This window comes from Allobosea sp. FBZP-16, assembly GCF_002831785.1.
Classification (GTDB): Bacteria; Pseudomonadota; Alphaproteobacteria; order Rhizobiales; family Beijerinckiaceae; genus Allobosea; species Allobosea lupini.
In genome coordinates this window covers 713,009-737,040 of sequence record NZ_LNCQ01000022.1, presented here as the reverse complement: position 1 = coordinate 737,040, position 24,032 = coordinate 713,009, and the positions used below count along the sequence as shown (strand labels likewise).

Genomic DNA, 24,032 nt, shown 5'->3' with positions numbered 1-24,032 from the left:
AGGCCGAGCCGGCGGCCACCGCGCCGCGGGCCGATCCCAATGGCGGCTTCGCCGTGCAGCTCGGCGCGCCGGGCAGCGAGGCCGAAGCGCGCGCCACCTTCGCGGCGCTGCAGCGCAAATATCCCGGCCAGCTCAACGGCCAGAGCCCGATCGTGCGCAAGACCGAGCTCGCCGGTGGCAAGACGGTCTACCGCCTGCGCGTCGGCCCGTACTCCCGCGAGGATGCGAGCTCGATGTGCTCGGCGCTGCAGGCTGCCGGCGGGCAGTGCTTCATCGCCAAGAACTGAGCGGACGCAGGCGGAGCCCAGGGTTCCGCCGCCGATAGAACCAAAGCCGGCCGCGATCGTCGCGGCCGGCTTTTGCTTGCGTGGGGCTTCGCCGGCGGGGCAGGCTGGTCGGGATCTCCCGCGATGCAGGCTTAGGCGATGTCTCCCGATCCAATTCCCGGTCGCGCCGCCGACCCGCGTTTCCTCGATTGCGAGAGTTCGGCGCCGGAGGCCGTGCCGCATCGCGCCGTCGCGGTCATCGGCATTCCGGCCGCGACGCCCTATCGGTCGGGCCGTGCCCATAGCGCATCGGCGCCGGCCGCGATCCGCCGCGCCAGTGCGGCCCAGGTCGCCAAGCTCGCGCATTACGATTTCGATCTCGGCGGGCCGCTGCTGCCCGCTGGTGGGCGCCTGGTCGATTGCGGCGATCTCGCCTTCGATCCGGACGACCTGCCCGGCAACCGTGCGCGAATCGCGGCGACCTATGCGACGCTGCTGGCGCGCGGTGCGGCGCCACTCCTCCTCGGCGGCGACGACAGCGTCCAGATCCCGGCGCTCGGCGCCTTCGCGGCACGCGGCGAGATCACGATCCTGCAGGTCGATGCCCATATCGACTGGCGCGAGGAGGTCGAGGCCGAGCGCTTCGGCCTGTCGAGTACGATGCGGCGAGCCTCCGAACTCGACGGCGTCCGGACGATCGTGCAGGTCGGCGCCCGTGGCACCGGCAGCGCCCGGCCCTCGGATGTGGCGGAGGCGAGGGCTGCCGGAGCGCAATTGATCGACATGAGCATCCTGCGGGCGAAGGGGATGGCACCCGCGATCGCGGCCGTTCCGCCGGGCCGGCCGGTGGTGGTCTGCTTCGATGTCGACGGTTTCGATCCCAGCGTCGTGCCAGGCGTGCTCGGCCGCACACCCGGAGGGCTTGCCTACGGCGATGTCGTCACGCTGCTGAACGGCGTGGCGGAGCGGGCGCCGATCATCGGCTTCAACATCGTCGAATTCGTGCCGGAGGCCGATATCGACGGCCTCGGCACCCGCACGGTCTGCCGGCTGGCCATGCTGGGAGCCGGCCTGCTGGCCCGCAGTGCCGCGCGCTGAACCGCATGCCCATGCCGATGTGCAGGAATCCCGGATTGCTCCCGCGATCCGGACATGCACCCGTTGCAGCGTCGTGGCTGGAGCACGGTCAGCGCGTGCTCTAGCTTCGCCCCGAATCCGTGGCCTAATCCGCTCTGAAAATGCGGAAGGCCTGCACGTGAGAGGAAGCACCATGGACCGCCGCAAGCTGATCAAGACGACCGCCGCCGGAGCCGCCGCCGCGACGATCGCCGCGCCGGCGATCGCGCAGACCAATCCGAAGATCAACTGGCGCCTGACCTCGAGCTATCCGAAGAGCCTCGACACGCTGTTTGGCATCTCGACCCAGGTCGCCAAGCGGGTCGCCGAGGCGACCGACGGCAATTTCCAGATCCAGACCTTCGCCGCCGGCGAGATAGTGCCGGCGCTGCAGGCGCTCGATGCGGTCCAGAACGGCACGGTCGAATGCAGCCACACGCTGGCGAGCTTCTATATCGGCAAGGACACGGCCTTCGCCTTCGAGACCTCCTTGCCCTTCGGCCTCAACACGCGCCAGCAGAACGCCTGGCTCTACCAGGGCGGCGGGATCGAGCTCTGCCGCGACCTGATGAAGAAGTTCGGCGTCCACACAATCCCTTCCGGCAACACCGGCGCGCAGATGGGCGGGTGGTTCCGCAAGGAGATCAAGAGCCTCGCCGATCTCCAGGGCCTCAAGTTCCGCATCGCCGGCCTGGGCGGCCAGATCATGGCCAAGCTCGGCGTCGTCCCGCAGACGCTCGGCGGCGGCGACATCTATCCGGCGCTGGAGCGCGGCACGATCGACGCGGCCGAGTTCTCAGGCCCCTATGACGACGAGAAGCTCGGCTTTGTGAAGGTGGCGAAGTACTACTACTATCCCGGCTTCTGGGAAGGCTGCGCCAATGTCAGCTTCATCGCCAACCAGGAGAAGTGGAACGGGCTGCCGGCGCATTACCGCGCCATCGTCGAGGCGGCCTGCGCCGAGGCGAACGCGCTCTGCATGGCGAAATACGACCACGGCAACCCGGACGCGCTGCTGCGCCTGATCGCCGCCGGCGCCGAACTGCGACCCTTCCCGCAGGACGTGATGCAGGCAGCCTTCAAGGAGGCCTTCGCGCTCTATGCGGACCAGGCGGCGAAGAACCCGAACTTCAAGACGCTGTGGGATTCCTTCCTGCCTTACTGGAAGAAGGAGCAGCTCTGGTTCCGCGTTGCCGAGTTGCCGTTCGACGCCTTCAACGCGCAGGCGTCGCAGTCGCTGCGCTAAATCTCGTCATGCTCGGGCTTGACCCGAGCATCTCAGGCAGGAGGAGGCTCCTGATGGCGCCTTCTCGTCATGAGATTCTCGGGTCTGCGCTTTGCTCCGCCCGAGAATGACGGCTTGGCTCCAGCCTGACGCCTGGTCGCCCCGCAATGACGCAATGCTCATCGCCCCCGAATCGGCGATAACGGCGCCATGACCTCGCGCGCCTTCATTGCCGGCTGCCTCGGCACGAGCCTCACCGCCGACGAGCGGGCCTTCTTCCGCGACGCCCGGCCGTGGGGCTTCATCCTGTTCAAGCGCAATACGCAGGATCCGGCGCAGGTGGCTGCGCTGACGGCGCAGATGCGCGATTGCGTCGGCTGGCACGCGCCGATCCTGATCGACCAGGAGGGCGGGCGAGTGCAGCGCATGGGGCCGCCGCACTGGCCGCCCTATCCGCCGGCGCTGGCCTTTCTCGCCATCAACGATCCCGTGCAGCAGCGCGAGATCGTCCGGCTCTCGGCGCGATTGATGGCGCATGATCTCAAAAGCGTCGGCATCGATGTCGACTGCCTGCCGGTGCTCGACGTTCCCGTCGCCGGCAGCCATGACGTGATCGGCAACCGCGCCTATGCCCGCGACCCCACCATGGTGGCGACGCTCGGCCGCGCCGCGGCTGAAGGGCTGATAGCCGGTGGCGTGCTGCCTGTGATCAAGCATATGCCCGGCCATGGCCGGGCCAAGGCCGACAGCCATCACGACCTGCCGGTGGTCGAGGCGAGCCTGGACGAGCTGCGCGCCCATGATTTCCGCCCGTTCCGGCATCTCGCCGACATGCCGCTGGCGATGACGGCGCATGTCGTCTTCACCGCACTCGACAAGCGCCGGCCGGCGACGATCTCGCGCAAGATCATCAGAGAGATCATGCGTGGCGAACTTGGCTATGACGGTTTGATCATGACCGACGACATCTCGATGAAGGCGCTGTCGGGCTCGTTCGAAGACAAGGCGAAAGCGGCGATCAGGGCCGGGGTCGACGTGGTGCTGCACTGCCATGGCATCATGGATGAGATGGGCGCGATCGCCGGCGCCGTTCCGGAGATGACCGGACCGCGAGCGCGCCGCGCTGCGATGGCGCTGGCACGGATCAGGCACGAGCCCGAGCCGCTCGATGTGGACAGCACCCGCGCCCAGCTTGCCAGCGCCCTTGCTTTGGGCGGCAGTTAGGCTGATTCTCTCCCCGGGGCTGTGGCTCCGCCGACCGGGCGGAGCAGGTCATGGGGATTTGGCCATCGATGGCCGCTGAGCTGCCATTCCAGGAGGACGGCACGCCGGAACGCGCGTCCGGCGAGCCCTCGTTCGTGATCGACGTCGACGGCTATGAAGGGCCGCTCGACCTGCTGCTCGATCTCGCCCGCCGCCAGAAGGTCGATCTCGCCCGCATCTCGATCCTGGCGCTGGCCGAGCAATACCTGTCCTTCATCGAAACGGCGCGGGCGCTGCGGCTCGAACTCGCCGCCGATTATCTGGTGATGGCGGCGTGGCTTGCTTATCTCAAGTCGCGCATGCTGCTGCCGGAGCCGCCCAAGGGCGAGGAGCCGAGCGCGGCCGATCTCGCCACCGCACTGGCGCTGCGCCTGAAGCGGCTGGAGACGATCCGCGCGGCGGCGCAACGGCTCGCCACCCGTGAACGGCTCGGCCGCGACGTCTTCGCCCGCGGCGCGCCGGAGGTAATCGCTGTCGAGGATCGGCCAGTCTGGCAGGCGGAGCTCTACGACCTGCTGGCGGCCTATGCGCAGCAGCGCCAGAAGCGCATCCGCCAGCCGATGAGCGTCGGCCAGCGGCAGGTGCTGTCGTTGGTCGAGGCGCGCGAGGCGCTGGCACGGCTGGTCGGCGAGGCCGGCGAGTGGACCGCGATCGACGGCTATCTCACCCGCTATATGAGCAGCCATGGCCTGCCCGCCGAGACGATGACCGCGACTGTCCGGGCCTCCTCGCTCTCGGCCATGCTGGAGATGGTGCGCGAGGGCCTGCTCGACCTGCGCCAGGACGGTGCCTTCTCGCCGCTCTATGTCCGCCGCCGCTCGGCGCGGCCGCCGACGCTCGGCCTGTGAGGCGCTGATGGCCGTCGCTGAAGCCGAACGCGAGGACGAGGAGGACTGGGACGCCGACGAGGCGCTGGCGCGCGCCTGCCGCATCGTCGAGGCCTTGCTGTTCGCCTCGGTGCAGCCGCTTTCGGCAGAGGACCTCGCGAAATCGGTGCCCGCGAATGTCCCGCTCGAGCGGGTGATCGCCGAATTGCAGCAAACCTACGCCCTGCGCGGGGTGACGCTGCATCGCGTCGCCGGCGGATATGCCTTCCGCACCGCGCCAGATCTCGCCTATCTGCTCGCGCCGGAAGCCGAGGCGCCGCGCAAGCTCTCGCGCGCCGCGCTGGAGACGCTCGCCATCATCGCCTACCACCAGCCGGTGACGCGGGCCGAGATCGAGGAGATCCGCGGCGTCGCCACCGCCAAGGGCACGCTCGACATCCTGCTCGAAGCGGGCTGGGTGCGCCTGCGCGGCCGGCGCCGTTCGCCGGGGCGGCCGGTGACCTTCGGCACGACGCCCGCCTTCCTCGACCATTTCGGGCTCGACCGCATCGACGACCTGCCGGGGCTGGAGGAACTGAAGGGGGCCGGCTTCATCGAGGGGCGCCTCGCCAAGGACCTCACCGTGCCGGTGCCGGACGACGATCCGGGCTTGCGCGACGACGAGGATCCGCTCGGCGATCTGTTCACGCCGCTTGACGACGGCGACGCCAGCTAGCACAGCGCAGGCGATCGAGCCCGGCGGGCCGGCAGGAGAACGAGTTGGCTCGAAGCGAAAGCAGGATGCGCTGGCTGGGGTGGGGACGGCGCGGCACCGCTGGCGCCGCGATCCCGATGGCGCTCGGTTTCGATGGCGTCACCCAGCGATTCGGCGCGGTGACGGCACTGGACCAGGTCTCGCTCAGCGTCGCACCGGGTGAGATCGTCGCTTTGCTCGGCCATTCGGGCTGCGGCAAGACGACGCTGCTGCGGCTCGCCGCTGGCGTCGAGCGGCCGAGTTCGGGGCGTGTTCTGCTCGAAGGGCGCGACGTCTCCTCGCCGGCTCACTTCGTCGAGCCGGAGGCGAGGGGGGTCGGCCTCGTCTTCCAGGATTACGCGCTCTTCCCGCATCTTTCGGTGCGCGAGAACGTCCGTTTCGGCCTGCGCGGCTATGGCAATGCCGAAGCCGATGCGACGGCGCTGCGCGCGATCGCCCGCGTCGGCCTCGCCGATCTCGCCGAGGCCTATCCGCATATGCTTTCGGGCGGCGAGCAGCAGCGTGTGGCCCTTGCGCGCGCGGTTGCACCGCGTCCAGGCGTGCTCCTGATGGACGAGCCCTTCTCCAATCTCGACCGGCGACTGCGCGACGTGGTGCGGGACGAGACGATGGCGCTGCTGCAGGAGATCGGCGCAACCTCGATCATCGTCACCCACGACCCGGAGGATGCGATGCGCGTCGCCGACCGGATCGTGCTGATGCAGCAGGGACGAATCGTCCAGAGCGGCACCGCCGAAGAGCTCTATCGACGGCCTACCAGCCTCTTTGCCGCCCGATTTTTCTGCGATCTTACCGAAATCGAGACTGTTGCGCGGGACGGCGCGGTGGATACCCCGCTCGGACGGTTCCCGGCGGCAGGTCTGCCCGAGGGCGCGCCGGCGATCCTCGGCATCCGGCCGCAAGCGATCCGGCTGGTGCCGAAGGGCTTCTGCCTGCAGGCGCGGGTGATGACCCGGCGCTTCCTCGGCGAGGTCGACCATGTCGAGCTTGCGGTCGATGGTCTCGACAAGCCTCTGGTGGCGCGGCTGCCGCTGCGCGGTTCGGTCGCCGAGGGCGAGGATGTCGGCATCGACATTGCGATGGACGAAGTCCTTGTGTTCCCTGTAGGGGACACCTAGGTTCCGGCACAAGCATCTGGCCCCTCGGCACAACCGGGGCCGCGCGTTCAAATTCGGAGGAGTACCGCCATGGGTGGCGTCAGCATCTGGCACTGGATCGTCGTCGGCGTCATCGTCATGCTGCTCTTCGGCCGCGGCAAGGTGTCCGAACTGATGGGCGATGTCGCAAAGGGCATCAAGTCGTTCAAGAAGGGCATGGCCGAGGACGACACGCCGCCGCCGGCCGCGCAGCAGCCTGTCGATCCCAAGGTGATCGACCAGAGCGCCCAGACCGCGAGCCCGCAGCCGGCCAAGGCCGAGACCAAGGCCTGATCTCGTAGGAGCGGACCTGCCGATCAGGTGAATCCTGATCGGTTTCGATTCCGGCGCCTTCCCGGCGCCCTACAAGATTTCCAAAGGACCGGCCGTCGATGTTCGACATCGCCTGGAGCGAAATGCTGCTGATCGGGGGCGTCGCGCTCGTCGTGATCGGCCCCAAGGAGTTGCCGGGCGCACTGCGCACGGCCGGGCAGGCGATCGGCAAGATCCGGCGCATGGCTGCCGAATTCCAGGGCCAGTTCAACGACGCGATGCGCGAAGCCGAGCTGACCGACCTGAAGAAGCAGGTCGACGACATCGGCAATTCGATCCAGGCCTCGACCAATTTCGATCCGATCGAGCCGATGAAGGATTTCGGCGCCACCGACGCCTCGAAGCCGGCTGCGGCGGACGACAAGGCGATGAAGGATGCCGAGGCGACGCTTGCGGCGCTGCCGGCTCCCGAGTTTCCGGCACCCGTCAGCATCGAGCCAGCACCCGTCGCCGAGCCCGCGCCGGAAGAGAAGCCCAAGCGCCGCCGCAAGACGGTCGCGACCGAGGAGCCGGCCGTGCCGACTGAGATCGCGGCTGAAGAGCCGGCGGCCAAGCCGGCCCGCAAGCGCAAAGCCAAGGCCGCCGAGGCCGAGGGCGGAGAGACGGCATGAGCGTCGTCGAGACGAACGCCCAGGCGAGGCGCGAAGGCGAGGATGAGATCGAAGCGTCGCGCGCGCCGCTGATCGACCATCTGATCGAACTGCGCTCGCGGCTGATCAAGTCGCTCATCGCCTTCCTGGTCATGTTCTTCATCTGCTTCGCCTTCTCGACGCAGATCTACAACATGCTCGTCCTGCCCTATGTCTGGGCCGCGGGGTCGAGCGCCAATGCGCAGCTGATTTATACCGGTCCGCTCGAGCTGCTCTTCACCCATATCAAGGTCGCGGCCTTCGGCGCCGGCTTCTTCGCCTTCCCGGTGATCGCGACGCAGATCTACAAGTTCGTCGCACCCGGCCTCTACAAGAACGAGCGGCAGGCCTTCGCGCCCTATCTGGCGGCGACGCCGATCTTCTTCGTACTCGGCGCGGCGCTGGTGTTCTTCTTCGCCATGCCGGTGCTGATGAAGTTCTCGATCGGCATGCAGCAGGCGGCGAGCGAAGGGCAGGCCGGCATCGCGCTCCTGCCCAAGGTCAGCGAGTATCTCTCGCTGATCATGACGCTGATCTTCGCCTTCGGCATCTCGTTCCAGCTGCCCGTGATCCTGACCCTGCTCGGCCAGGCGGGCATCATCGATTCGCAGTTCCTGAAGGACAAGCGCCGCTACGCCATCGTCTTCGTTTTCGTGATCGCGGCCGTGCTGACCCCGCCCGACGTGATCTCGCAGCTGATGCTCGCCGTGCCGATGCTGCTGCTCTACGAACTCTCGGTGTTCTCGGTGCGCCGGGTCGAGAGGAAGCGCGATGCGACGAAGGTGGCCGAGGACGCAGACGCCTAGCGCAGCTCGGTTACTCACCAAATTCATGTGATCACTCGTTCAGAAGTGATGATATCCGCCGCAGATCCTTGGCGCTGCTGGCGGATCCCGGTGCTGTGCGCTCAGGCCGCCGCCGAACCAAAGCCTCCCATTCACGTTGATGCACAGGGTTGTGATCGTCAGCTGCGGAGCCTTGCTCGCAACACAATGTTAATATGAACAGCGGATGAACAGATGCGCGGCCACCTCACAGCCGCGCAGGTGGATGCGGTGGTGACGTGAGCGGATTCTGGCGCCTGGTGCTGTTCGGAAAAGGGCCCCGCGATGCGGCCTCGCCGGGCCGTGACCTGCGTATCGACGTGATCCGCGGCCTGATCTTGCTGGTGATCTTCGTCAATCACATGCCGGGCAATATCGTGTCCTCCTTGATGCCGCATAATTACGGCTTCTCGGATGCTGCCGACATCTTCGTGCTGCTCGCCGGCGTCTCGGCTACGTTCGCCTATGGCCGGCTGATCGACCAGCGCGGGCTCCTCGTCGGCTCGCTCAAGGTCGGCGCCCGGATCTGGACGCTTTACATCGCGCACCTGGCACTGTTCGTGCTGGTCTGCGGCATCGTGGCGACGGCGGTCGTGCGGACCCAGAATGCGCTCTATGTCGAGGCGATCAACATCCAGCCCTTCTTCAGCGATACAGCGGCGGCGATCGTGAACGCGTTGGGCCTGGTCTACCAGCCCTATTATCTCGACATCCTGCCGCTCTACATCGTGCTGCTGGCGGCGTTCCCGCTGATCTACCTTACCGCGCGGACCAGCCCTCTGGCGGCGCTCGCGGTTTCCGTCGCGATCTGGCAGGGCGCGACGCTTGCCGGACTCAACCTGCCGAACCATCCGGGCGATGGCGGCTGGTTCTTCAATCCCTTCGCCTGGCAGATGCTGTTCACGTTCGGCGTCGTGATCGGCCGGCTCGGCCTTGTCGGCGCCGGCGTGCCGAAACTGCGCCTTGTCGACGCCGCGGCCGTCGTGATCGTCCTGTTCGCCGCGATGGTGAAGCTGTCCTCGGGCAATCCGTTCGGCGTCGCGCTGTTGAACGAGTGGATCGACAGCCTGCAGATCGGCATCGACAAGACCAATCTCGCCTGGCCGCGCGTCGTGCACCTGGCGGCGCTGGCTTGGCTCGTATTGCGTTTTCTCCGCCCTGACGCAGGCATTCTTACCAGCTTGGCGGGCCGGCGGCTGGCCTCGCTCGGGCGGCATTCGCTCGAAGTGTTCTGCGCCGGCATAGTCCTTGCGATCATCGGGCAGATCATCCTTGCGGAGACATCCTTCGCTCTTTCGATCCAATTGATCGTGAACCTCAGCGGGATTACCATCCTGCTCGGGCTAGGAACCTTTCTGTCGTGGTACAAGACGCTCACGGCACGCGCCGCAAGCGCCCCTCGCGAGCAGGCCGCTACGGCCTGAGCGCGCTCCTTCTGCTCCTGGCGTCGGCTCTGCCGGCCATTGCCGGGCCCAAGCCGCTCGCGCAGATGGTGGACGGACGCTGCCGCGCCGGGGCGGCCCAGCACCCGTTCAAGCCGACGCTGGCGGCCGCCAAGCGCATCCTTACCGAGACGAACCGGCTCACCATCATCGCTCTCGGTTCGTCGACGACCGCCGGGACCGGCGCCAGCGATGCCGACCGCAGCTATCCTGCCGTACTCGAAGCCGAATTGCGCCGGCGCCTGCCGGGACGCGAGGTCAAGGTGCTCAATCTCGGCGTCGGTGGCCAGTCGGCCTATGAGATGTATTTGCGGCTGGAGGCCGAGGTGATTCCGGAAAAGCCGGCGCTGGTGATCTGGCAGACGGCGGTGAACGACGCCATCCGTGACATCGGCGAGGAGAAGCTCGCCAAGATCCTGCGCAAGGGTGCTCACAAGCTCCAGGAGGCCGGGATCGATCTCGTGCTGATGGATATGCCCTGGCTGCCGCGCGAGGGTCGCTATCCGAAATACGACGACTACCGCGCCGTGCTGGCGAAGACGGCGAGTGAGAGCGGCGTGCCGGTCTTCCCGCGCTACGCGATGATGAAGGCCTGGTCGGGCACGAAGCAGTTCAGCGAGGAGGAGATCGTCGGCATGGACGGGCTGCAGGTGGTCGAGGCCGGCTATCGCTGCCTCGCCATCCGCCTCGCCGACGGCATTGTCGCCGACCTCGGCGAGGGGCGTGAGTCGGGCAAGCCGACGAATTGAGGCAGCCTCAGCGAGCGATCACCTCGATATCGCGGTCGCGGCCGGCCTCGACCTTGAAATCGCGCGAGAAGACCTGGCCTTCCTGCCGGGCGATCAGCACGTAGTCGCCCTCGGCCAGGATCACCTGCGGGAAGGCGCCGATCGCCTCGCGGATGACGTCGCCGCCCGGGGTGAGCACGCTGAAGGCGGTGCCGGCGAAGGCCTCGCCGCCGGGGCCGGCGACGAGCTTCAAGGTCACCTGCGCAGCGCGGTGATGCAGGGTCGCCTGGGTGACCTGGCCGGATTCGACCCGGACGTCGGAGCGCTGGATCGCGTTCGAATCGCCATAGGTCGAGACGATGTGATAGGTGCCCTCGGGCAGGCGGATCAGCTCGCCTGACTTGACGCTGGACGCGACCAGGCGGCCTTCCGAATTGCCCTGCAGCGGCACGAACACCGAGAAGTTCAGCAGATTGGGCGCGATCGGCGTCTCGCCGATCGAGCCGGCGAGCGAAAGGCCGCCTGCGCTGATGCTGAGCCGGTCGGTCAGTCCCTGCGGGCCGAGCGTGACGCGCTTGGTCGCGCTGGCGAAGCCATAAGCGGCGTGAAGCAGATAGATGCCCGGATCGAGCGGGAAGCTGGGCTCGGCATTGTTCGAGCGGGCGATGATCTTGGGCGGCGAGCCGTCGGCGGATTCGCTCAGCACGCGCCAGACCAGCCCGGAGCGGACCGGCTTGCGATTGCCGGAGAACTGGGCGCTGAGGGTGAGCATCGCCTGGCCAGGGCGGGCGGCGGGAGCGATATCCGGCGGAGGCGAGCCGGGCGTCGTGGCCGAGGGCGTAGCGCCGGGGGTCTGGGCGAGCGTCGAAGAGACGGTGAGCGCAGATATCATCAGCGCAGCCATCGCCGCACGCGTCGCTTTCGCGGGGAGCGCTGCCACCGTCTTGAATTCTTCGCGTTGAAACATGCGCTGCGCCGTCATCATCCTTGCACCGGGAAGGAGCAGGTTCGCTTGTCCTCATCATGGCGAAACCTTAACTGGGAACCAGTCATCCCCGTCGCTGCGCCATCTTCCGGATCGTTCATGACCGACACGCTCTCACTGCTCAAGCTCCGTCGCTCGGTGCCACCGCAATTTCTCACCGCTCCGGGGCCGGACGATGCGCAACTGCGCGAGATCCTGACCGTGGCGGCCCGCGTGCCGGACCACGGCAAGCTCGCGCCCTGGCGCTTCATCGTCTTCTCCGGGGCCGCCAAGGAGAAGGCAGCCGAGATCGTCGGAGCCGTCTTCAAGGAACGCAATCCGCAGGCCGACGAGGACAAGGTCGCCTTCGAGCGCAAGCGCCTGCTCCATGCCCCCGTCGTGATCGCCGTGGTCTCGCGGGCCCGCAAGCACGAGAAGATCCCGGAATGGGAGCAGGAGCTCTCGGCTGGCGCCGTCTGCATGAACATGCTGATCGCGGCCGAGGCGCTCGGCTTCAACGGCTCCTGGCTGACCAACTGGTTCGCCTTCGACCGCAAGGTGCTCGATGCCTTCGGGCTCGCGCCGGACGAGCGCATCGCCGGCTTCGTCCATCTCGGCACGGCGGATGGCCGCCCGGCCGACCGCGAGCGGCCGGACCTTGCCGCCATCGTCAGCCGGTTCGGAGCATGAGCGCGATGTACTACACGGATCAAGGGCGCGATCTCGATTTCCGGCACGATCCGTTCAAGGCGATCGTGACGCCGCGGCCGATCGGCTGGATCAGCGCGGTAAACGCCAAGGGCGAGGTCAATCTCTCGCCCTACAGCTTCTTCAACGCCATCTCGTCACGGCCGAACATCGTGATGTTCTCCTCCGAGAACAAGAAGGATGCGGTGGCCTTCATCGAGGAGACCGGCGAGTTCACCTGCAGCCTGGTGAGCAAGGCGCTCGACCAGCAGATGAACCTGACCTCGGCGCCGCTGCCGCGCGGCGAGAATGAATATGTCCATGCCGGGCTGGAGATGGCGCCGTCGCGCATCGTCAAGCCACCGCGGGTCGCTGCCAGCCCGGCCGCGCTCGAATGCAAGCTGCTCTCGATCCAGCAGCTCAAGGACATCGACGGCAACGACGTGCCGCGCTGGATGGTCCTCGGCCAGGTCGTCGCGACCTATGTCGGCGAGGCCTTCGTCCATGACGGCCGCTTCGACACGGCCAAGGCCAATCCGATCGCGCGCTGCGGCTACAGCGACTATGCCGAGGTCAGCGAATTGTTCTCGATCGTTCGGCCGGCCGGAGGCTGAGCGCCATGGTCCGGCGCCAGGACGAGGAGCCGGACGAGCAATGGCGCATGACCGTGAACCTGCTCGCGATCATTGCCGTGCTGGTGATGATCGGGGCGGGGTTCTGGCTGCTGCGCGAACTGAACGCCGCCAAGAAGGCGCAGGAATGCCTGGCAAGCGCGGCGCGGCATCAATGCCGGCAGATCGGGACCCGGTGACCGCGTCCCGAAACTCGAATCAGCCGAATCGCTTGCGCCGGATCATTGACGCAATCTGTCAGCCCGCGCCTTCAAGCGGCGGGCGCGCATCAGGTGCGGCCGGTCGAGCATCTCGCCGTCGAGCCCGACCACGCCGAGGCCGGGGTTCTCGTCGAAGAGCTTGATGATCGCCTCCGCCCGAGCGAGCGCTTCGGGCGAGGGGGCGAAGACGTCGTTGATGACAGGCACCTGGGCCGGATGGATGGCCATCTTGCCGGTGAAGCCGTCGCGGCGTGCGGCGATGCATTCGGTGCGCAAGGCCGCCTCGTCCCGGAAGGCGGTGAAGACGGTGTCGATCGCGTCGACCTGCGCCGCCGAAGCCGCAAAGAGCAGGAGCGAGCGGGCGAGCCGGTAGGGATCGGCATAGGTGCCGTTCTCCAGCCGGTTGGTCTCGGCGCCGAGATCGGCCGAAAGATCCTCGGCGCCCCAGGTCAGGCCGGAGAGGCGGTGGCTGGCGCCGGCATAGCTGCCGAGACCGAAGATGCCCTTGCCGGTCTCGGTGGCGATCGCGATGATCTTGGTCCCGCCGTCGGGCAGGTCATACTCCGCCTCGCGTACCGCGACATGGGCTGCGAGATGGCTGAGATCAGGCCCACCCTCCGCCTTCGGCAGCATGATCGCGTCCGGGCTGCCCTGCATGACGACATCGAGATCGGCCTCGGTCATGCCCGTCGTGAGTGCGTTGACGCGCACGATCAGGCGGGGGCGCTTGGCCCGGCCATTCACCTCCTTGAGGACATCGCGGGCGAGTTCGCGCGCAGCCGGCTTGGCATCGAGCGCGACGGAATCCTCAAGGTCGAGGATCAGCGCGTCGGCGCCGCTGTCCAGGCCCTTCTGCAGCTTCTTCTGGTTGTCGGCGGGGACGAAGAGGAGCGAGCGCATCAGGCCTGTCCTTCCACGGGACGCTTCTTCATGAAAGCCTGCCGGCGGCACTGCGCCACCAATGTGCCGTCCTGCTTGTAGGCGCGGTGGTGGAAGTCGACGATCCCGGCGTCCGGCCGCGACTTCGATTCGCGCTTGGCGACGATCTGCGTGACGCAGTTCACCGTGTCGCCCTCGAAGAGCGGGGCCGGGAAGGTGACATCGGTCATGCCGAGATTGCCGATGGTGGTGCCGACCGTCGTGTCGTTGACCGAGATGCCGATCATCAGGCCGAGCGTGAACAGCGAGTTCATCAGAGGCTTGCCCCATTCGGTTTCGGTCGCGCAGAAATGCGCGTCGATGTGCAGGGGCTGCGGATTCAGCGTCATATTGGAGAACAGCATGTTGTCCATCTGGGTGACCGTGCGGGTCAGCCGATGCTCGATCGAGACGCCGATCTCGAAATCCTCGAAATAGAGCCCACCCCGCTTATGCCGCGCCGCTTCCGCCATCGTCTTGCTCCTGTGGCTCTTTTTCGGTTTCGGGCCGGGGTCGGCAAACGGCCGTTTTAACGGTTCGCTTACCATAATCGGTCCAGTATCTGCGGGTGCTCCGGTCCGCCTGGAACGGCAGCGGCCCGAGTGACCCAATGTTCCTTTTCAGCACGCCGAGCACCCGCGAGACAACGCCCGCCAATCCTGTGGTCAGCGCGATCAAGCAGGGCGCAGACAAGACCGGCGTCGGCTTCGACTATCTCCTCAAGACCGCGCAACGCGAATCCTCGCTGGAGCCGGATGCGAAAGCGCGCACCTCGAGCGCGACCGGCCTGTTCCAGTTCATAGAGCAGACCTGGCTGTCGATCATGCGTCAGGAAGGGCCGAAGCAGGGCATGGCGAATTATGCCGGCGCGATCAGCGAGGACGGCAGCGGCCGCTTGACCGTGTCGGATCCGGCGCTGCGCGAGAAGATCCTGCAGTTGCGAACCGATCCGCAGGTCGCAACCGTGATGGCCGGCGCGCTGACGCAGAAGAATGCCGAGCAACTCGGCCAGGCGCTCGGGCGCCAACCGCAGGCCGGCGAGCTCTACATGGCGCATGTTCTGGGTGCGCGTGGCGCCACCGACCTGATCCGCACGGCCGGGAATGACCCGACGCGTGCCGCCGCTCGCGATTTCCCGGAGGCGGCCGCGGCGAATCGCTCGATCTTCTACGACAAGGCCGGGCGGGCCCGCAGCGCCCAGGAGGTCTACGGATTGCTCGCCGCCAGCCATGCCAACACCCAGGTCGCAGCGACCACCGGCGCCATGCTGGCGCAGGCCAAGCCTACGGGTACTGCTACGACAGCGACCGCTTACGCGTCCGAGCCCCCGGTCGCACCGATCGCCGCGGCGCTTGCGCCAGATCGGGCAAGGGGGCTGATCGGCCTGTTCTCGACCGAAGGATCGCGTGCGCCGGTGTCGAAGGCCGTCGCCAATCTCTGGACCACGCCGCGCAGCAACAGCACGTCCCGTACGACCGGCGACGATCCGGCGACCCGCTATTTCCCGCGTGTGAGCGCCACGACGAGCGAAGGCGAAGCCTCATCCGCCGGCAAGACCGCCAAGACGGACAGCGCGAGCGCAACGACCGCTTCGACCACCGTCACCACGCCGCTGCCACCGTCGCGGCCGCGTGATCTCGCCGTGGCGGATACGCAGACGGCGTCCAGCGAGACAATCGCCACCCGGCGCCAGCGGCGCGGGCCGCTCGATCTCAGCCAGTTCATGCTCCATGGGAGGCGCGGATGATCGTCCGTCGCTTCCTGCTCTGGGCCCGTACTGCGCCGGCCGAGGCACGGGCGAAAGGGGCTGCCGCATTGGCGGGCGCCTATCTGCGCTCGGCGATGTCGCCCGAGGACAAGCGCGAGGCGCAGACGGCCCTCATCTCACTGGTCGACGACCCCTCGCCATTGGTCCGCCGAGCGTTGGCCGAGGAACTCGCCGCCGCGCCACAGGCGCCGCGCAATCTGGTGCTGGGGCTGATCGCCGAGCAGAGCGACATCGCTGCCCTGTTGCTGGCGCAGTCGCCGGTGCTGACCGAGGCCGATCTTGTCGATGCCGCAGCCGTTGGAGACGGCCTCGCGCAGCGGGCGATCGCGCAGCGGTCCTGGCTGTCGCCCGGCATCTGCGCTGCCTTGGCCGAGGTCGGCTGCGAGGAGGCGCTGGTCGTCCTGCTCGCCAATCCGACCGCCGAGATTCCCGATTTCTCGCTGGAGCGCATCTTCGCGCGCGAGGGCGAGGCAGGAGCGGTGCGCGAGGCCATGCTGGCGCGCGACGACCTGCCGCCGGGCTTGCGCCAGGCGATCGCCGCCAAGGTTTCCGATGCGCTCGCCGCCTTCGTCTCGGGTTGCGGCTGGCTGACCGAGGAGCGCAGCGCCCGGCTCGCCCGCGAATCGACCGAGCGGGTCGCGGTCGCGCTCGCGGCCGGCGGCGAGGCGAGCGATGCACCGGCGATCGTCGATTGCCTGCGCGACAATGGCCGCCTGACGCCGGGCGTGATCCTGCGCTCGCTGCTGAGCGGCGAGCCGGCCCTCGCCGAATCCGCCTTCGCGGCGCTCTCCGACCTGCCGCTGAAGCGCGTGCAGGCACTGCTCTGGGATCGGCGCGGGGCCGGCCTCAGGGCGCTCTATCGCAAGGCAGCAATGCCGGAGGCCCTGCTGCCGGCCTTCGCCGCCGCCGTGGAAGCGCTGAAGCAAGCGGGCCCCGGCTTCCACGGCAGGGGCGGCATTGACCGTAACCTTCTGGCGGAGGTCCTGATCGCCTGCGAGAGCCTGGAAGGTCCTGGGGCCAATGCGCTGATGGCGCTGTTGCGCAGGCTCGATGCGGAGGCGGCCCGCGACGAAGCACGGGCACTGGCGGATTCGCTCGCCGACGATGCGGCCCTGGCATTGCTGGTCGAAGCCGATCCGAACTTCCTCATCGAGCTCGACCTCGGCGACCTGCGCGACGCGGCCTGAACGATCCGGGTGATTCCGCCGCCGGCTTGACCGGCTGCTGGCATGCTGGTTGCCTGACGACCGCCGTATCGCCAGGGCTTCACCATCCCGGATCGACGCCCTGTTGCCAGGGAGCTTGAAATGCCGACACGTCGCGCTTTCATCGCAGGCACGGCTGCCGCAATCGCGGTCAGCAAACCCAATATCGGCCGTGGCGCCGACAAGAACGTCATCAAGTTCGTGCCGCAGGGCGACCTTGCCGTTGTCGATCCGATCTGGACGACGGCGACCGTCACGCGCAATCACGCCTTCCTCGCCTATGATACGCTGTTCGGACAGGACGAGAGCTACAAGGCGCAGCCGCAAATGGCCGAAGGCGCGCTCGCCGAGGCCGATGGCAAGAGCTGGACGATCAAGCTGCGCGAGGGCCTCAAGTTCCACGACGATACGCCGGTGCTGGCCAGGGATTGCGTCGCCAGCCTGAATCGCTGGGCCAAGCGCGATTCCTTCGGCCAGACGCTGATGGCGCAGACCGACGAACTGGTCGCTGTCGACGACAAGACCTTGCGTTTCAGATTGAAGAAGCCGTTCCCGCTGCTGCCCGACGCGCTCGCCAAGATGACGGCCTCGGTGCCGGTGATCATGCCGGAGCGCCTGGCGAAGACCGAGGCCACGACGCAGATCACCGAGGTGATCGGCAGCGGACCGTTCCGTTTCGTCGCGAGCGAGCGCCAGCCCGGCAATCGGTCGGTCTACGAGAAGTTCACCGGTTACGTGCCGCGCGGCGACGGCAAGCCCGGCCGCACCGCCGGGCCGAAAATCGTCCATGTCGAGCGGATCGAATGGCACACCCTGCCGGACCCGGCGACCGCGGCGGCGGCGCTGCAGAGCGGCGAGATCGACTGGGTCGAGCAGCCCCTGCCGGACATCCTGCCGCTGCTGGCCAAGGATCCGAAGCTCGAGGTCGCGATCAAGGAGACGACCGGCTCGATCGCGATCATGCGGATGAACCATCTGCATCCGCCCTTCGACAATCCGGCGATCCGCCGCGCCGTGCTGATGGCGATCGACCAGGCCGAGTTCATGGAGGCGGTCGGTGGCCCCGACAAGACGCTGTGGCGGACAGGCGTCGGGCTGTTCCCGCCGGGCACGCCGATGGCGAACGAGGCCGGCATGGAGGTGCTGAATGGCCCGCGCGATATCGCCAAGGTCAAGCAGGCCCTGGCGGCTGCCGGCTACAAAGGCGAGAAGGTGGTGCTGCTCGGCGTTACCGATCTCGCCAATCTCAAGGCCGAATGCGAGGTCGGCGCCGAGATGCTGAAGCGCATCGGCATGAACGTCGACTACCAGGTGATGGACTGGGGCGCCGTGGTGACGCGCCGCGCCAACAAGGAGCCGCCGGGCAATGGCGGCTGGAACTGCTTCTTCACCGGCTGGAACGGCATCGATATTCTCGACCCGGTCGGCCACATCTCGTTGCGCGGGAATGGCATGGCCGCATGGCCGGGTTGGCCGGTGGCGCCGAAGATCGAGGCGCTGCGCGAAGCCTGGATGGAGGCCTCCGACCTTGCTGGGAAGCAGAAAATCGCGGCCGAGCTGCAGAAGCAGGCCTTCGAGGACGTGCCTTACGCGCCGCTGGGCCAGTATTTCCAGCCGACGGCCTTCAGCCGCAAGCTCACTGGTGTGCTGCCGAGCTTCCCGACCTTCTGGAACGTCAAGCGCGCCTAGCGAGCGCGGCCCTGGCGAGAGGGCCGCCGAGCAACAGGCAGCCTGCCCGCAGCCAGGCTGCAAGTGCCTGGCGGCCGAGTTCCGGTGTGAGCTGGGCCGCCGGCGGCGGCAGACCGAGCGAGCGCAGGAGCTGATCGGCGAGGAGCGCGAGCACGAGGACCGCGACGAAGCCGGCCAGCGCTGCCATGACGCTGCGCAGCCAATACAAGGCCAGCACTATGGCAATGGTGGGAGCGGCGGGCGGGCGCATCGTCTGGTCCTCGGCGGGTCTGCGTCGAGGACGGACGAGGATCGGCGCTGCCGACACCACGTCGAAAAATTCTGAAACGCCGCCCCCGCAAGGCTGCCAGGCGCGTTTCGACATGGACAACGCCGGCAATTCGGCCAATGTCCCGTTATCGCCACGCTTTCCTGCGAAAACCCTCCTCATCATGACCATTCACGATCCCGCCGTCCCCGCGCTGACCGTCTGGGTAGCGCTGGAAAGCCCCACCCATCACGTGCCCGGCGTCAACGGCATGATGGACCTCGTCGTCAGGGAGGTCGAAGGCCTGCCGATCGCGGTCGAGCGCGTTCCCGGCCGTGACGGGCTTGGCGACACCCTGATCCTGCGCGCTGGTGTCCGGAACGGCGAGAAGGCGATCGCACTGATGTCGCATCTCGATACGGTCCATCCGGTCGGGACCAGCGCCAAGGACCTGGCCGTCCGCGTCGAGGGCGACCGGCTCTACGGCCCCGGCGTCTACGACATGAAGGGCGGCGCCTGGCTCGCGCTGCAGGCCTTCAAGGACGCCGCCAAGGCCGGCACGGCGCGGCGGCCGATGGTATTCCTGTTCACGCCGGACGAGGAGATCGGCTCCCCGACCTCGCGCGAGCTGATCGAGGATATCGGCCGCGAGGCGAAGGCTGTGCTGGTGACCGAGCCGGCGCGCGAAGGCGGCAAGATCGTCACGGCGCGCAAGGGCGTCGGCCGGTTCGAGGTCAAGCTGGAAGGGCGGCCGGCGCATTCCGGTTCGCGCCATGCCGATGGCCGCAACGCCATCCGCGAGGCGGCGCACCAGATCCTCGCGATCGAGGGCATGACCGACTATTCGCGCGGCATCACCACGACGGTCGCGCTGGTCGGTGGCGGCACGGCGGCGAACGTCATCCCGCAGCATGCCTGGTTCAGCGTCGATTGCCGCGTCACCACCGTTGCTGATGGTGTCGCGATGGAGCAACGCATCCTCGGCCTGAAGGCTCATGATCCGGATGTGAAGCTCTCGATCACCGGCGGCATGAACCGGCCGCCCTATGAGAAATCTCCGGAAGTCGCAGCGCTTTTCGAGCAGGCGCGGGCGGTGGCCGCCGAGGTCGGTTTCGACCTGCAGGACTGCCCGATGACCGGCGGCGGCTCGGACGGCAACTTCACCGCGGCGCTGGGCATCCCGACGCTGGACGGGCTCGGCATCGACGGCGATGGTGCCCACACCTTGCAGGAGTACGCGCTGATCTCCTCGATCGCACCGCGCCGGGCGCTGATCAAAGGGCTGCTGGAGACGCTGTGAGAGCGCCCCCCTTCCGTTAGCCGGACAAATCCGCTCTGATCCGTTCAAGGCCGAGAACCCGGCCGGAGCGGAGGAGTGCGGCATGAAGGGCTGGATCGCAGGTGTGCTCGGCGTGGCAGGCGTGATGGTGGCGGGAATGGCTGAGGCGCAGGATCTGATCGTCGAGAAGAAGGTCTTCGAGCTGCCGAGCTACACCACGCAGGGCGGCAGGACGCTGAAGAACGTCAAGGTCGGCTGGGAGAGTTACGGCACGCTCAACGCCGACAAGTCCAATGCGATCCTGATCTGCCATTTCTTCTCAGCCAATTCGCACGCCGCCGGCAAATATGCGGCCGCCGACGCGGCGCCCGGCTATTGGGACGCGATCATCGGGCCGGGCAAGGCGATCGACACCAACAAGTATTTCGTCCTGTCCTCCGACACGCTGGTGAATCTCAACACCGGCGACCCGAAGGTGACGACCACCGGCCCGGCCTCGATCGACCCGGATACCAGCAAGCCCTACGCGCTCGATTTTCCGGTCGTGACCATCGGCGATTTCGTCAACGTCCAGAAGGCCCTGGTCGAGAGTCTTGGCATCAAGAAGCTGGTCATGGTCGCCGGTCCGTCGATGGGGGCGCTGCAGACCTATGAATGGGCGGCAAGCTATCCCGACATGGTCGGCAAGGCGATGGCGGTGATCGGGGCGGCCGAGGCCGACGCCCAGCTGATCGCCTGGCTCGATGTCTGGGCGGCGCCGATCCTGGTCGATCCGAACTGGAACAAGGGCGACTATTACGGCAAGACGCCGCCCAATGCCGGCCTCGCCAAGGCGCTGACGGTGGTGACGCTGCAGGCCAATCATGGCGACTGGACCAACGGCACCTTTGGCCGCCGCCCAGCCAAGGAGGGCGAGGACCCGGGGAAAGCGCTCGGCAACAAGTTTCAGGTCCAGAGCATCCTCGACAATGCCGGCGAGGCGCGCGCCAAGGTCTCGGATGCCAACCATTTCCTCTATCTGGTCAAGGCCAACCAGCTCTATGCCGCCGGCGGCAAGTCGCTCGCGGACGCGATGAGCCGGATCAAGGCGCCGCTTCTGATCGTCAATCAGCCCAAGGACCTGGTCTTCCCCGACGAGATGATCCAGCGCACCGTCGCCGAAGCGAAGAAGGCCGGGCGTGACGTGACCCATGTGACCATCCAGGGCACGCGCGGCCATCTCGACGGCGTGATCTCGATGAAGCAGGCGGAAGGGGCGGTGAAGGCGTTCCTGGAGAAGTAGCCGTAGGCGCGCTATCCGGCAAAGCGCTCGCGATAGGCCTGCGGGCTGGCGCCGAGCCGGCGCAGGAAGGCGCGGCGCAAGGTCTCTTCGGAACCGAAGCCGCAGCGGCGGCCGGCCTGGGCGACGGAAAGCCCCTGTTCGAGCAGGCGGCGCGCCGTTTCGATCCTGATTTCCTCGACGGCGCGGGCCGGCGTGCGGCCGGTCGCCTCGCGGTAGTGCCTCGCGAAGCTGCGCAGGCTCATATTGGCCTGTCCGGCCAGCCGCTCCAGCGAGAGGTCGCCGCGCAGGTTTTCGACGATCCAGCCATGCAGCCGATCGAAGCGCTCGTCCTTCTCCTGCAACCTCAGCGCTGCGCTGAACTGGGCCTGGCCGCCGGGGCGCTTGAGGAAGACGACGAGCTGGCGGGCGATGGCGAGCGCCGGATCGCGGCCGAGATCGGCTTCGACCAGAGCGAGCGCGAGGTCGATGCCGGCGGTGACGCCGGCCGAGGTCCAGACCTCGCCGTCGCAAATATAGATGGGATCGGGCTCCAGCTTCACCGCCGGGAACATCGCCCGGAACTCGGCGCAGCGGCCCCAATGCGTCACGGCGCGCCTGCCATCGAGCAGGCCTGCCGACGCCAGCAGGAAGGCGCCGCTGCAGACCGAGGCGACACGCTGCGCCGCCGCTGCACGCTGCCGGACCCAGTCGACGAGTGCGGCATCCCGGCAGGCGGCGTTGACGCCGTAGCCGCCGGCGACGACCAGCGTGTGCAGCGGCGCGGCCGGTTCGGGAAGCGGGGCCGCGCCTAGCTCGAGCCGCGCGCTCGTGATCACGCGACCTTGGCCAGCGACGACCGCGGTCTCATAGGGCAGGGGGCGAGCGGCGAGATGCGCGAGGTCGTTGGCGGTGGCGAAGACCTGCAAGGGCCCGGCGACGTCGAGCAGTTGCCCGCCGGGAAAGGTCAGGATCTCGATGCGACGCATGGTTTGGCATGAAGCGAGGGGTGCTTGGCAGTTCGGCCAGAGCTTTGCCTGCTAGGCTGCTCCCGTCAATTAGGAGTTCCGCCCATGTCCCTCAGCTTCGGCATCCTCGTCTTTCCGCAGGTCCAGCAGCTCGATCTGACTGGCCCCTATGAGGTCTTCGCGTCGGCAAGGGATGCGCAGGTGCATCTGATCTGGAAGGATAAGGCGCCGCTCAAGGCCGCGACCGGGCTGACACTGACGCCGACCACGACCTTCGCCGAGAGCCCGCCGCTCGACGTGCTCTGCGTACCGGGCGGCAGCGGGGTCAATCCGCTGCTGACTGACGAGACCGTCCTCGCCTTCCTGCGCGAGCGGGCCGGGCAGGTGCGCTATCTCACCTCGGTCTGCACGGGATCGCTGGTGCTGGGGATGGCCGGGCTGCTGAAAGGCAAGCGCGCGACCAGCCACTGGAACGCCCATGACCTGCTGGCGCGGTTCGGCGCGATCCCGACCGAGGGGCGCGTGGTGCGCGACGGCAATCTGATCACGGCGGGCGGTGTCACCTCCGGCATCGATTTCGGGCTTACCGTGATCGCCGAGCTGCTCGGCGAGGAGGAGGCGCAACTGATCCAGCTTTCGCTCGAATATGCGCCGCAGCCGCCGTTCCGGGCCGGCACGCCGCAGGAGGCGCCGGAGCCGATCCTGGCTGCGGCGAGGCAGCGCCTTGCCGGCTCGCGCGCGGCGCGCGAAAAGCTGCTGGCGGCGCTGTAGGCTGCGGTTGAAGCGGGGCGAGCATGGCCGAGGACCGCAGCATTCTCCTGTTCTCCTACGGCACGCTGCAGCAGGACAATGTCCAGCTCGCCTCGTTCGGGCGCCTGCTCGACGGCCATGACGACGCCATGCCGGGCTTCGCCCAGACCATGCTGGAGATCACCGATCCCGAGGTGATCCGCACCAGCGGCAAGCGCTTCCATCCGGTGGTGGCGCCGAGCGACGATCCCGCCGACAGCGTGCCCGGCAAGGTCTTCAGCATCACGGCCGAAGAGCTCGCTGCCGCCGACCGCTACGAGGTCGCTGACTACAAGCGGATCAGCGTCCGGCTGGCCTCGGGCAAGGAGGCGGGGGTCTACGTCAAGGCGTGAACGCCACGCATTCGTCCGCGGGTCTTAGAGCGGGCGCTCCCGCAGTGCCTTGAGCGCAGCGTCCTTGGCGCCCTGCGCGAGCGCTTCCGTCGGGTAGTCCTGGCTGCGGAAGCGCCATTTGTCGCGCAGCAACCCGGCTTTGGCGACCGGTTCGGCGGTGAGCCGGGCCAGCTCGCCTTGCCGCTGCTCTCGCTTTGCTTCCAGCGCGGCCGCAGCTTCCACTGCCTGGCGCTGCGCCCTCTCCCGGTCACGCTCGGCCTGCTGCGCCTCGGTGATCTCGACCCAGCGCTGGGCCATCACCACGAGGCCTTCGGTATAGGGCGCGCCGTAGCCGACGCCGTAGCCGCCCCAATTGGTGCGATCGAGCGAAACCGAGTACTGGCTGGCTGCATAGTAATAGCTGGAGGTGAGCGGCGTTACGGACTTGATCTCCCAGCCGCCCTCGGTCAGCTCGGCGATCAGCCCCGACAACTGCTCGTCCAGCGTCGACCGGTCGGGGGTGATGTTGCCCCAAACGGCATCTCCCTTGCTG

Annotated in this window: 28 protein-coding genes; 22 read left to right on the top strand and 6 right to left on the bottom strand. The window is 67.6% G+C overall.

Annotated elements, in window-relative coordinates; all coding sequences use genetic code 11:
• The 12 genes from CXY91_RS09735 to CXY91_RS09680 form a co-directional block, all read left to right on the top strand.
• Positions 1–287: SPOR domain-containing protein (locus CXY91_RS09735; protein WP_199777389.1), on the top strand; the 287-nt coding region annotated here is incomplete at its 5' end.
• A 138-nt stretch (positions 288–425) separates the two neighbouring features.
• Complete coding sequence (locus CXY91_RS09730) at positions 426–1,364, top strand: arginase family protein (protein ID WP_100960764.1); 939 nt, start codon at positions 426–428, stop codon at positions 1,362–1,364.
• A gap of 172 nt (positions 1,365–1,536) precedes the next feature.
• Complete coding sequence (locus CXY91_RS09725) at positions 1,537–2,628, top strand: TRAP transporter substrate-binding protein (RefSeq protein WP_091828515.1); 1,092 nt, start codon at positions 1,537–1,539, stop codon at positions 2,626–2,628.
• 189 nt (positions 2,629–2,817) lie between these two features.
• Positions 2,818–3,831: a beta-N-acetylhexosaminidase gene (gene nagZ, locus CXY91_RS09720; RefSeq protein ID WP_100960761.1), complete on the top strand. Its 1,014-nt coding sequence runs from the start codon at positions 2,818–2,820 to the stop codon at positions 3,829–3,831.
• A gap of 68 nt (positions 3,832–3,899) precedes the next feature.
• Positions 3,900–4,718 (top strand): segregation and condensation protein A, encoded by an 819-nt coding sequence (locus CXY91_RS09715; RefSeq protein ID WP_091828519.1) that lies wholly within the window; start codon positions 3,900–3,902, stop codon positions 4,716–4,718.
• A gap of 7 nt (positions 4,719–4,725) precedes the next feature.
• Positions 4,726–5,412: an SMC-Scp complex subunit ScpB gene (gene scpB / locus CXY91_RS09710; RefSeq protein ID WP_100960868.1), complete on the top strand. Its 687-nt coding sequence runs from the start codon at positions 4,726–4,728 to the stop codon at positions 5,410–5,412.
• Between the two features lie 44 nt (positions 5,413–5,456).
• Entirely contained in the window at positions 5,457–6,569 is a 1,113-nt protein-coding gene (locus tag CXY91_RS09705) for an ABC transporter ATP-binding protein (RefSeq protein WP_248307413.1), read from the top strand.
• A gap of 69 nt (positions 6,570–6,638) precedes the next feature.
• Positions 6,639–6,881, top strand: coding sequence for a twin-arginine translocase TatA/TatE family subunit (locus CXY91_RS09700; RefSeq protein WP_100960757.1), 243 nt, complete (start codon positions 6,639–6,641; stop codon positions 6,879–6,881).
• A 98-nt stretch (positions 6,882–6,979) separates the two neighbouring features.
• Positions 6,980–7,531 (top strand): Sec-independent protein translocase protein TatB, encoded by a 552-nt coding sequence (gene tatB / locus CXY91_RS09695; protein ID WP_100960755.1) that lies wholly within the window; start codon positions 6,980–6,982, stop codon positions 7,529–7,531.
• The gene (gene tatC / locus CXY91_RS09690; RefSeq protein WP_100960752.1) at positions 7,528–8,355 is read left to right on the top strand and encodes a twin-arginine translocase subunit TatC; all 828 of its coding nucleotides are present in this window, start codon (positions 7,528–7,530) and stop codon (positions 8,353–8,355) included. Before tatB ends, tatC begins: the two co-directional genes overlap by 4 nt.
• Positions 8,356–8,612: 257 nt before the next feature.
• Positions 8,613–9,797: an OpgC family protein gene (locus CXY91_RS09685; RefSeq protein WP_100960747.1), complete on the top strand. Its 1,185-nt coding sequence runs from the start codon at positions 8,613–8,615 to the stop codon at positions 9,795–9,797.
• On the top strand, positions 9,734–10,564 hold the full coding sequence (locus tag CXY91_RS09680; RefSeq protein WP_100960745.1) for an SGNH/GDSL hydrolase family protein: 831 nt from the start codon (positions 9,734–9,736) through the stop codon (positions 10,562–10,564). The genes CXY91_RS09685 and CXY91_RS09680 overlap by 64 nt, the downstream gene beginning before the upstream one ends.
• Positions 10,565–10,571: 7 nt before the next feature.
• Here CXY91_RS09680 and CXY91_RS09675 read toward each other — a convergent pair whose 3' ends face one another.
• On the bottom strand, positions 10,572–11,510 hold the full coding sequence (locus tag CXY91_RS09675) for a hypothetical protein (protein WP_158673340.1): 939 nt from the start codon (positions 11,508–11,510) through the stop codon (positions 10,572–10,574).
• 117 nt (positions 11,511–11,627) lie between these two features.
• Here CXY91_RS09675 and CXY91_RS09670 point away from each other — a divergent pair, with 117 nt between their 5' ends.
• Genes CXY91_RS09670 through CXY91_RS09660 form a run of 3 tightly spaced genes read left to right on the top strand, consistent with a single transcriptional unit; the run spans position 11,628 to position 13,005 of the window.
• Positions 11,628–12,197: a nitroreductase family protein gene (locus tag CXY91_RS09670; RefSeq protein WP_100960741.1), complete on the top strand. Its 570-nt coding sequence runs from the start codon at positions 11,628–11,630 to the stop codon at positions 12,195–12,197.
• A 5-nt stretch (positions 12,198–12,202) separates the two neighbouring features.
• Positions 12,203–12,808 (top strand): flavin reductase family protein, encoded by a 606-nt coding sequence (locus CXY91_RS09665; protein WP_091828535.1) that lies wholly within the window; start codon positions 12,203–12,205, stop codon positions 12,806–12,808.
• A gap of 47 nt (positions 12,809–12,855) precedes the next feature.
• Positions 12,856–13,005, top strand: a complete 150-nt coding sequence (locus CXY91_RS09660; protein WP_158673339.1) for a hypothetical protein — start codon at positions 12,856–12,858, stop codon at positions 13,003–13,005.
• 42 nt (positions 13,006–13,047) lie between these two features.
• Here CXY91_RS09660 and CXY91_RS09655 read toward each other — a convergent pair whose 3' ends face one another.
• Together CXY91_RS09655 and CXY91_RS09650 are read right to left on the bottom strand one after the other, a co-directional pair.
• On the bottom strand, positions 13,048–13,926 hold the full coding sequence (locus tag CXY91_RS09655) for an HpcH/HpaI aldolase/citrate lyase family protein (RefSeq protein ID WP_100960738.1): 879 nt from the start codon (positions 13,924–13,926) through the stop codon (positions 13,048–13,050).
• Positions 13,926–14,417, bottom strand: coding sequence for a MaoC family dehydratase (locus CXY91_RS09650; protein ID WP_100960736.1), 492 nt, complete (start codon positions 14,415–14,417; stop codon positions 13,926–13,928). Before CXY91_RS09650 ends, CXY91_RS09655 begins: the two co-directional genes overlap by 1 nt.
• Before the next feature lie 137 nt (positions 14,418–14,554).
• Between CXY91_RS09650 and CXY91_RS09645 the strand changes: the two genes are divergently transcribed.
• From CXY91_RS09645 to CXY91_RS09635, 3 genes are all read left to right on the top strand, one after another.
• Positions 14,555–15,691, top strand: a complete 1,137-nt coding sequence (locus CXY91_RS09645; RefSeq protein ID WP_100960734.1) for a transglycosylase SLT domain-containing protein — start codon at positions 14,555–14,557, stop codon at positions 15,689–15,691.
• Positions 15,688–16,899 (top strand): DUF2336 domain-containing protein, encoded by a 1,212-nt coding sequence (locus CXY91_RS09640; RefSeq protein ID WP_100960729.1) that lies wholly within the window; start codon positions 15,688–15,690, stop codon positions 16,897–16,899. Before CXY91_RS09645 ends, CXY91_RS09640 begins: the two co-directional genes overlap by 4 nt.
• 120 nt (positions 16,900–17,019) lie before the next feature.
• Positions 17,020–18,606, top strand: a complete 1,587-nt coding sequence (locus CXY91_RS09635; protein ID WP_100960728.1) for an ABC transporter substrate-binding protein — start codon at positions 17,020–17,022, stop codon at positions 18,604–18,606.
• Here the strand turns inward: CXY91_RS09635 and CXY91_RS09630 are convergent.
• Positions 18,593–18,856 (bottom strand): hypothetical protein, encoded by a 264-nt coding sequence (locus CXY91_RS09630; protein WP_158673338.1) that lies wholly within the window; start codon positions 18,854–18,856, stop codon positions 18,593–18,595. The genes CXY91_RS09635 and CXY91_RS09630 overlap by 14 nt on opposite strands.
• 181 nt (positions 18,857–19,037) lie before the next feature.
• On the opposite strand from CXY91_RS09630, the gene CXY91_RS09625 reads away from it, so the two are divergent.
• Both CXY91_RS09625 and CXY91_RS09620 read left to right on the top strand, forming a co-directional pair.
• On the top strand, positions 19,038–20,153 hold the full coding sequence (locus tag CXY91_RS09625; RefSeq protein ID WP_100960867.1) for a M20 family metallopeptidase: 1,116 nt from the start codon (positions 19,038–19,040) through the stop codon (positions 20,151–20,153).
• Between the two features lie 82 nt (positions 20,154–20,235).
• The gene (locus tag CXY91_RS09620; RefSeq protein ID WP_100960723.1) at positions 20,236–21,414 is read left to right on the top strand and encodes an E22 family MetX-like putative esterase; all 1,179 of its coding nucleotides are present in this window, start codon (positions 20,236–20,238) and stop codon (positions 21,412–21,414) included.
• An 11-nt stretch (positions 21,415–21,425) separates the two neighbouring features.
• On the opposite strand, the gene CXY91_RS09615 is transcribed toward CXY91_RS09620, so the two are convergent.
• Positions 21,426–22,379: a GlxA family transcriptional regulator gene (locus tag CXY91_RS09615; RefSeq protein ID WP_100960721.1), complete on the bottom strand. Its 954-nt coding sequence runs from the start codon at positions 22,377–22,379 to the stop codon at positions 21,426–21,428.
• An 84-nt stretch (positions 22,380–22,463) separates the two neighbouring features.
• Between CXY91_RS09615 and CXY91_RS09610 the strand changes: the two genes are divergently transcribed.
• Positions 22,464–23,129 carry a DJ-1/PfpI family protein gene (locus CXY91_RS09610; protein ID WP_100960719.1) on the top strand — a complete coding sequence of 222 codons (666 nt, stop codon included), beginning with the start codon at positions 22,464–22,466 and terminating at the stop codon, positions 23,127–23,129.
• Positions 23,130–23,152: 23 nt separating this feature from the next.
• A complete protein-coding gene (locus tag CXY91_RS09605; protein WP_100960717.1) occupies positions 23,153–23,500 on the top strand; it encodes a gamma-glutamylcyclotransferase family protein in 348 nt (115 codons plus the stop codon).
• A 24-nt stretch (positions 23,501–23,524) separates the two neighbouring features.
• On the opposite strand, the gene CXY91_RS09600 is transcribed toward CXY91_RS09605, so the two are convergent.
• A partial coding sequence (locus CXY91_RS09600; protein ID WP_199777388.1) for a hypothetical protein occupies positions 23,525–24,032 on the bottom strand: 508 nt, incomplete at its 5' end.

Coding starts and splice junctions, on each gene's coding strand:
- CXY91_RS09715 (WP_091828519.1), top strand. CDS start 3,900: ATGGCCGCTGAGCTGCCATTCCAGGAGGACGGCACGCCGGAACGCGCG.
- tatB (WP_100960755.1), top strand. CDS start 6,980: ATGTTCGACATCGCCTGGAGCGAAATGCTGCTGATCGGGGGCGTCGCG.
- CXY91_RS09730 (WP_100960764.1), top strand. CDS start 426: ATGTCTCCCGATCCAATTCCCGGTCGCGCCGCCGACCCGCGTTTCCTC.
- CXY91_RS09620 (WP_100960723.1), top strand. CDS start 20,236: ATGAAGGGCTGGATCGCAGGTGTGCTCGGCGTGGCAGGCGTGATGGTG.
- CXY91_RS09660 (WP_158673339.1), top strand. CDS start 12,856: ATGACCGTGAACCTGCTCGCGATCATTGCCGTGCTGGTGATGATCGGG.
- nagZ (WP_100960761.1), top strand. CDS start 2,818: ATGACCTCGCGCGCCTTCATTGCCGGCTGCCTCGGCACGAGCCTCACC.
- CXY91_RS09665 (WP_091828535.1), top strand. CDS start 12,203: ATGTACTACACGGATCAAGGGCGCGATCTCGATTTCCGGCACGATCCG.
- CXY91_RS09655 (WP_100960738.1), bottom strand. CDS start 13,926: ATGCGCTCGCTCCTCTTCGTCCCCGCCGACAACCAGAAGAAGCTGCAG.
- CXY91_RS09610 (WP_100960719.1), top strand. CDS start 22,464: ATGTCCCTCAGCTTCGGCATCCTCGTCTTTCCGCAGGTCCAGCAGCTC.
- CXY91_RS09615 (WP_100960721.1), bottom strand. CDS start 22,379: ATGCGTCGCATCGAGATCCTGACCTTTCCCGGCGGGCAACTGCTCGAC.
- tatC (WP_100960752.1), top strand. CDS start 7,528: ATGAGCGTCGTCGAGACGAACGCCCAGGCGAGGCGCGAAGGCGAGGAT.
- CXY91_RS09725 (WP_091828515.1), top strand. CDS start 1,537: ATGGACCGCCGCAAGCTGATCAAGACGACCGCCGCCGGAGCCGCCGCC.
- CXY91_RS09670 (WP_100960741.1), top strand. CDS start 11,628: ATGACCGACACGCTCTCACTGCTCAAGCTCCGTCGCTCGGTGCCACCG.
- scpB (WP_100960868.1), top strand. CDS start 4,726: ATGGCCGTCGCTGAAGCCGAACGCGAGGACGAGGAGGACTGGGACGCC.
- CXY91_RS09650 (WP_100960736.1), bottom strand. CDS start 14,417: ATGGCGGAAGCGGCGCGGCATAAGCGGGGTGGGCTCTATTTCGAGGAT.
- CXY91_RS09605 (WP_100960717.1), top strand. CDS start 23,153: ATGGCCGAGGACCGCAGCATTCTCCTGTTCTCCTACGGCACGCTGCAG.
- CXY91_RS09630 (WP_158673338.1), bottom strand. CDS start 18,856: ATGCGCCCGCCCGCCGCTCCCACCATTGCCATAGTGCTGGCCTTGTAT.
- CXY91_RS09645 (WP_100960734.1), top strand. CDS start 14,555: ATGTTCCTTTTCAGCACGCCGAGCACCCGCGAGACAACGCCCGCCAAT.
- CXY91_RS09640 (WP_100960729.1), top strand. CDS start 15,688: ATGATCGTCCGTCGCTTCCTGCTCTGGGCCCGTACTGCGCCGGCCGAG.
- CXY91_RS09700 (WP_100960757.1), top strand. CDS start 6,639: ATGGGTGGCGTCAGCATCTGGCACTGGATCGTCGTCGGCGTCATCGTC.
- CXY91_RS09625 (WP_100960867.1), top strand. CDS start 19,038: ATGACCATTCACGATCCCGCCGTCCCCGCGCTGACCGTCTGGGTAGCG.
- CXY91_RS09675 (WP_158673340.1), bottom strand. CDS start 11,510: ATGTTTCAACGCGAAGAATTCAAGACGGTGGCAGCGCTCCCCGCGAAA.
- CXY91_RS09635 (WP_100960728.1), top strand. CDS start 17,020: ATGCCGACACGTCGCGCTTTCATCGCAGGCACGGCTGCCGCAATCGCG.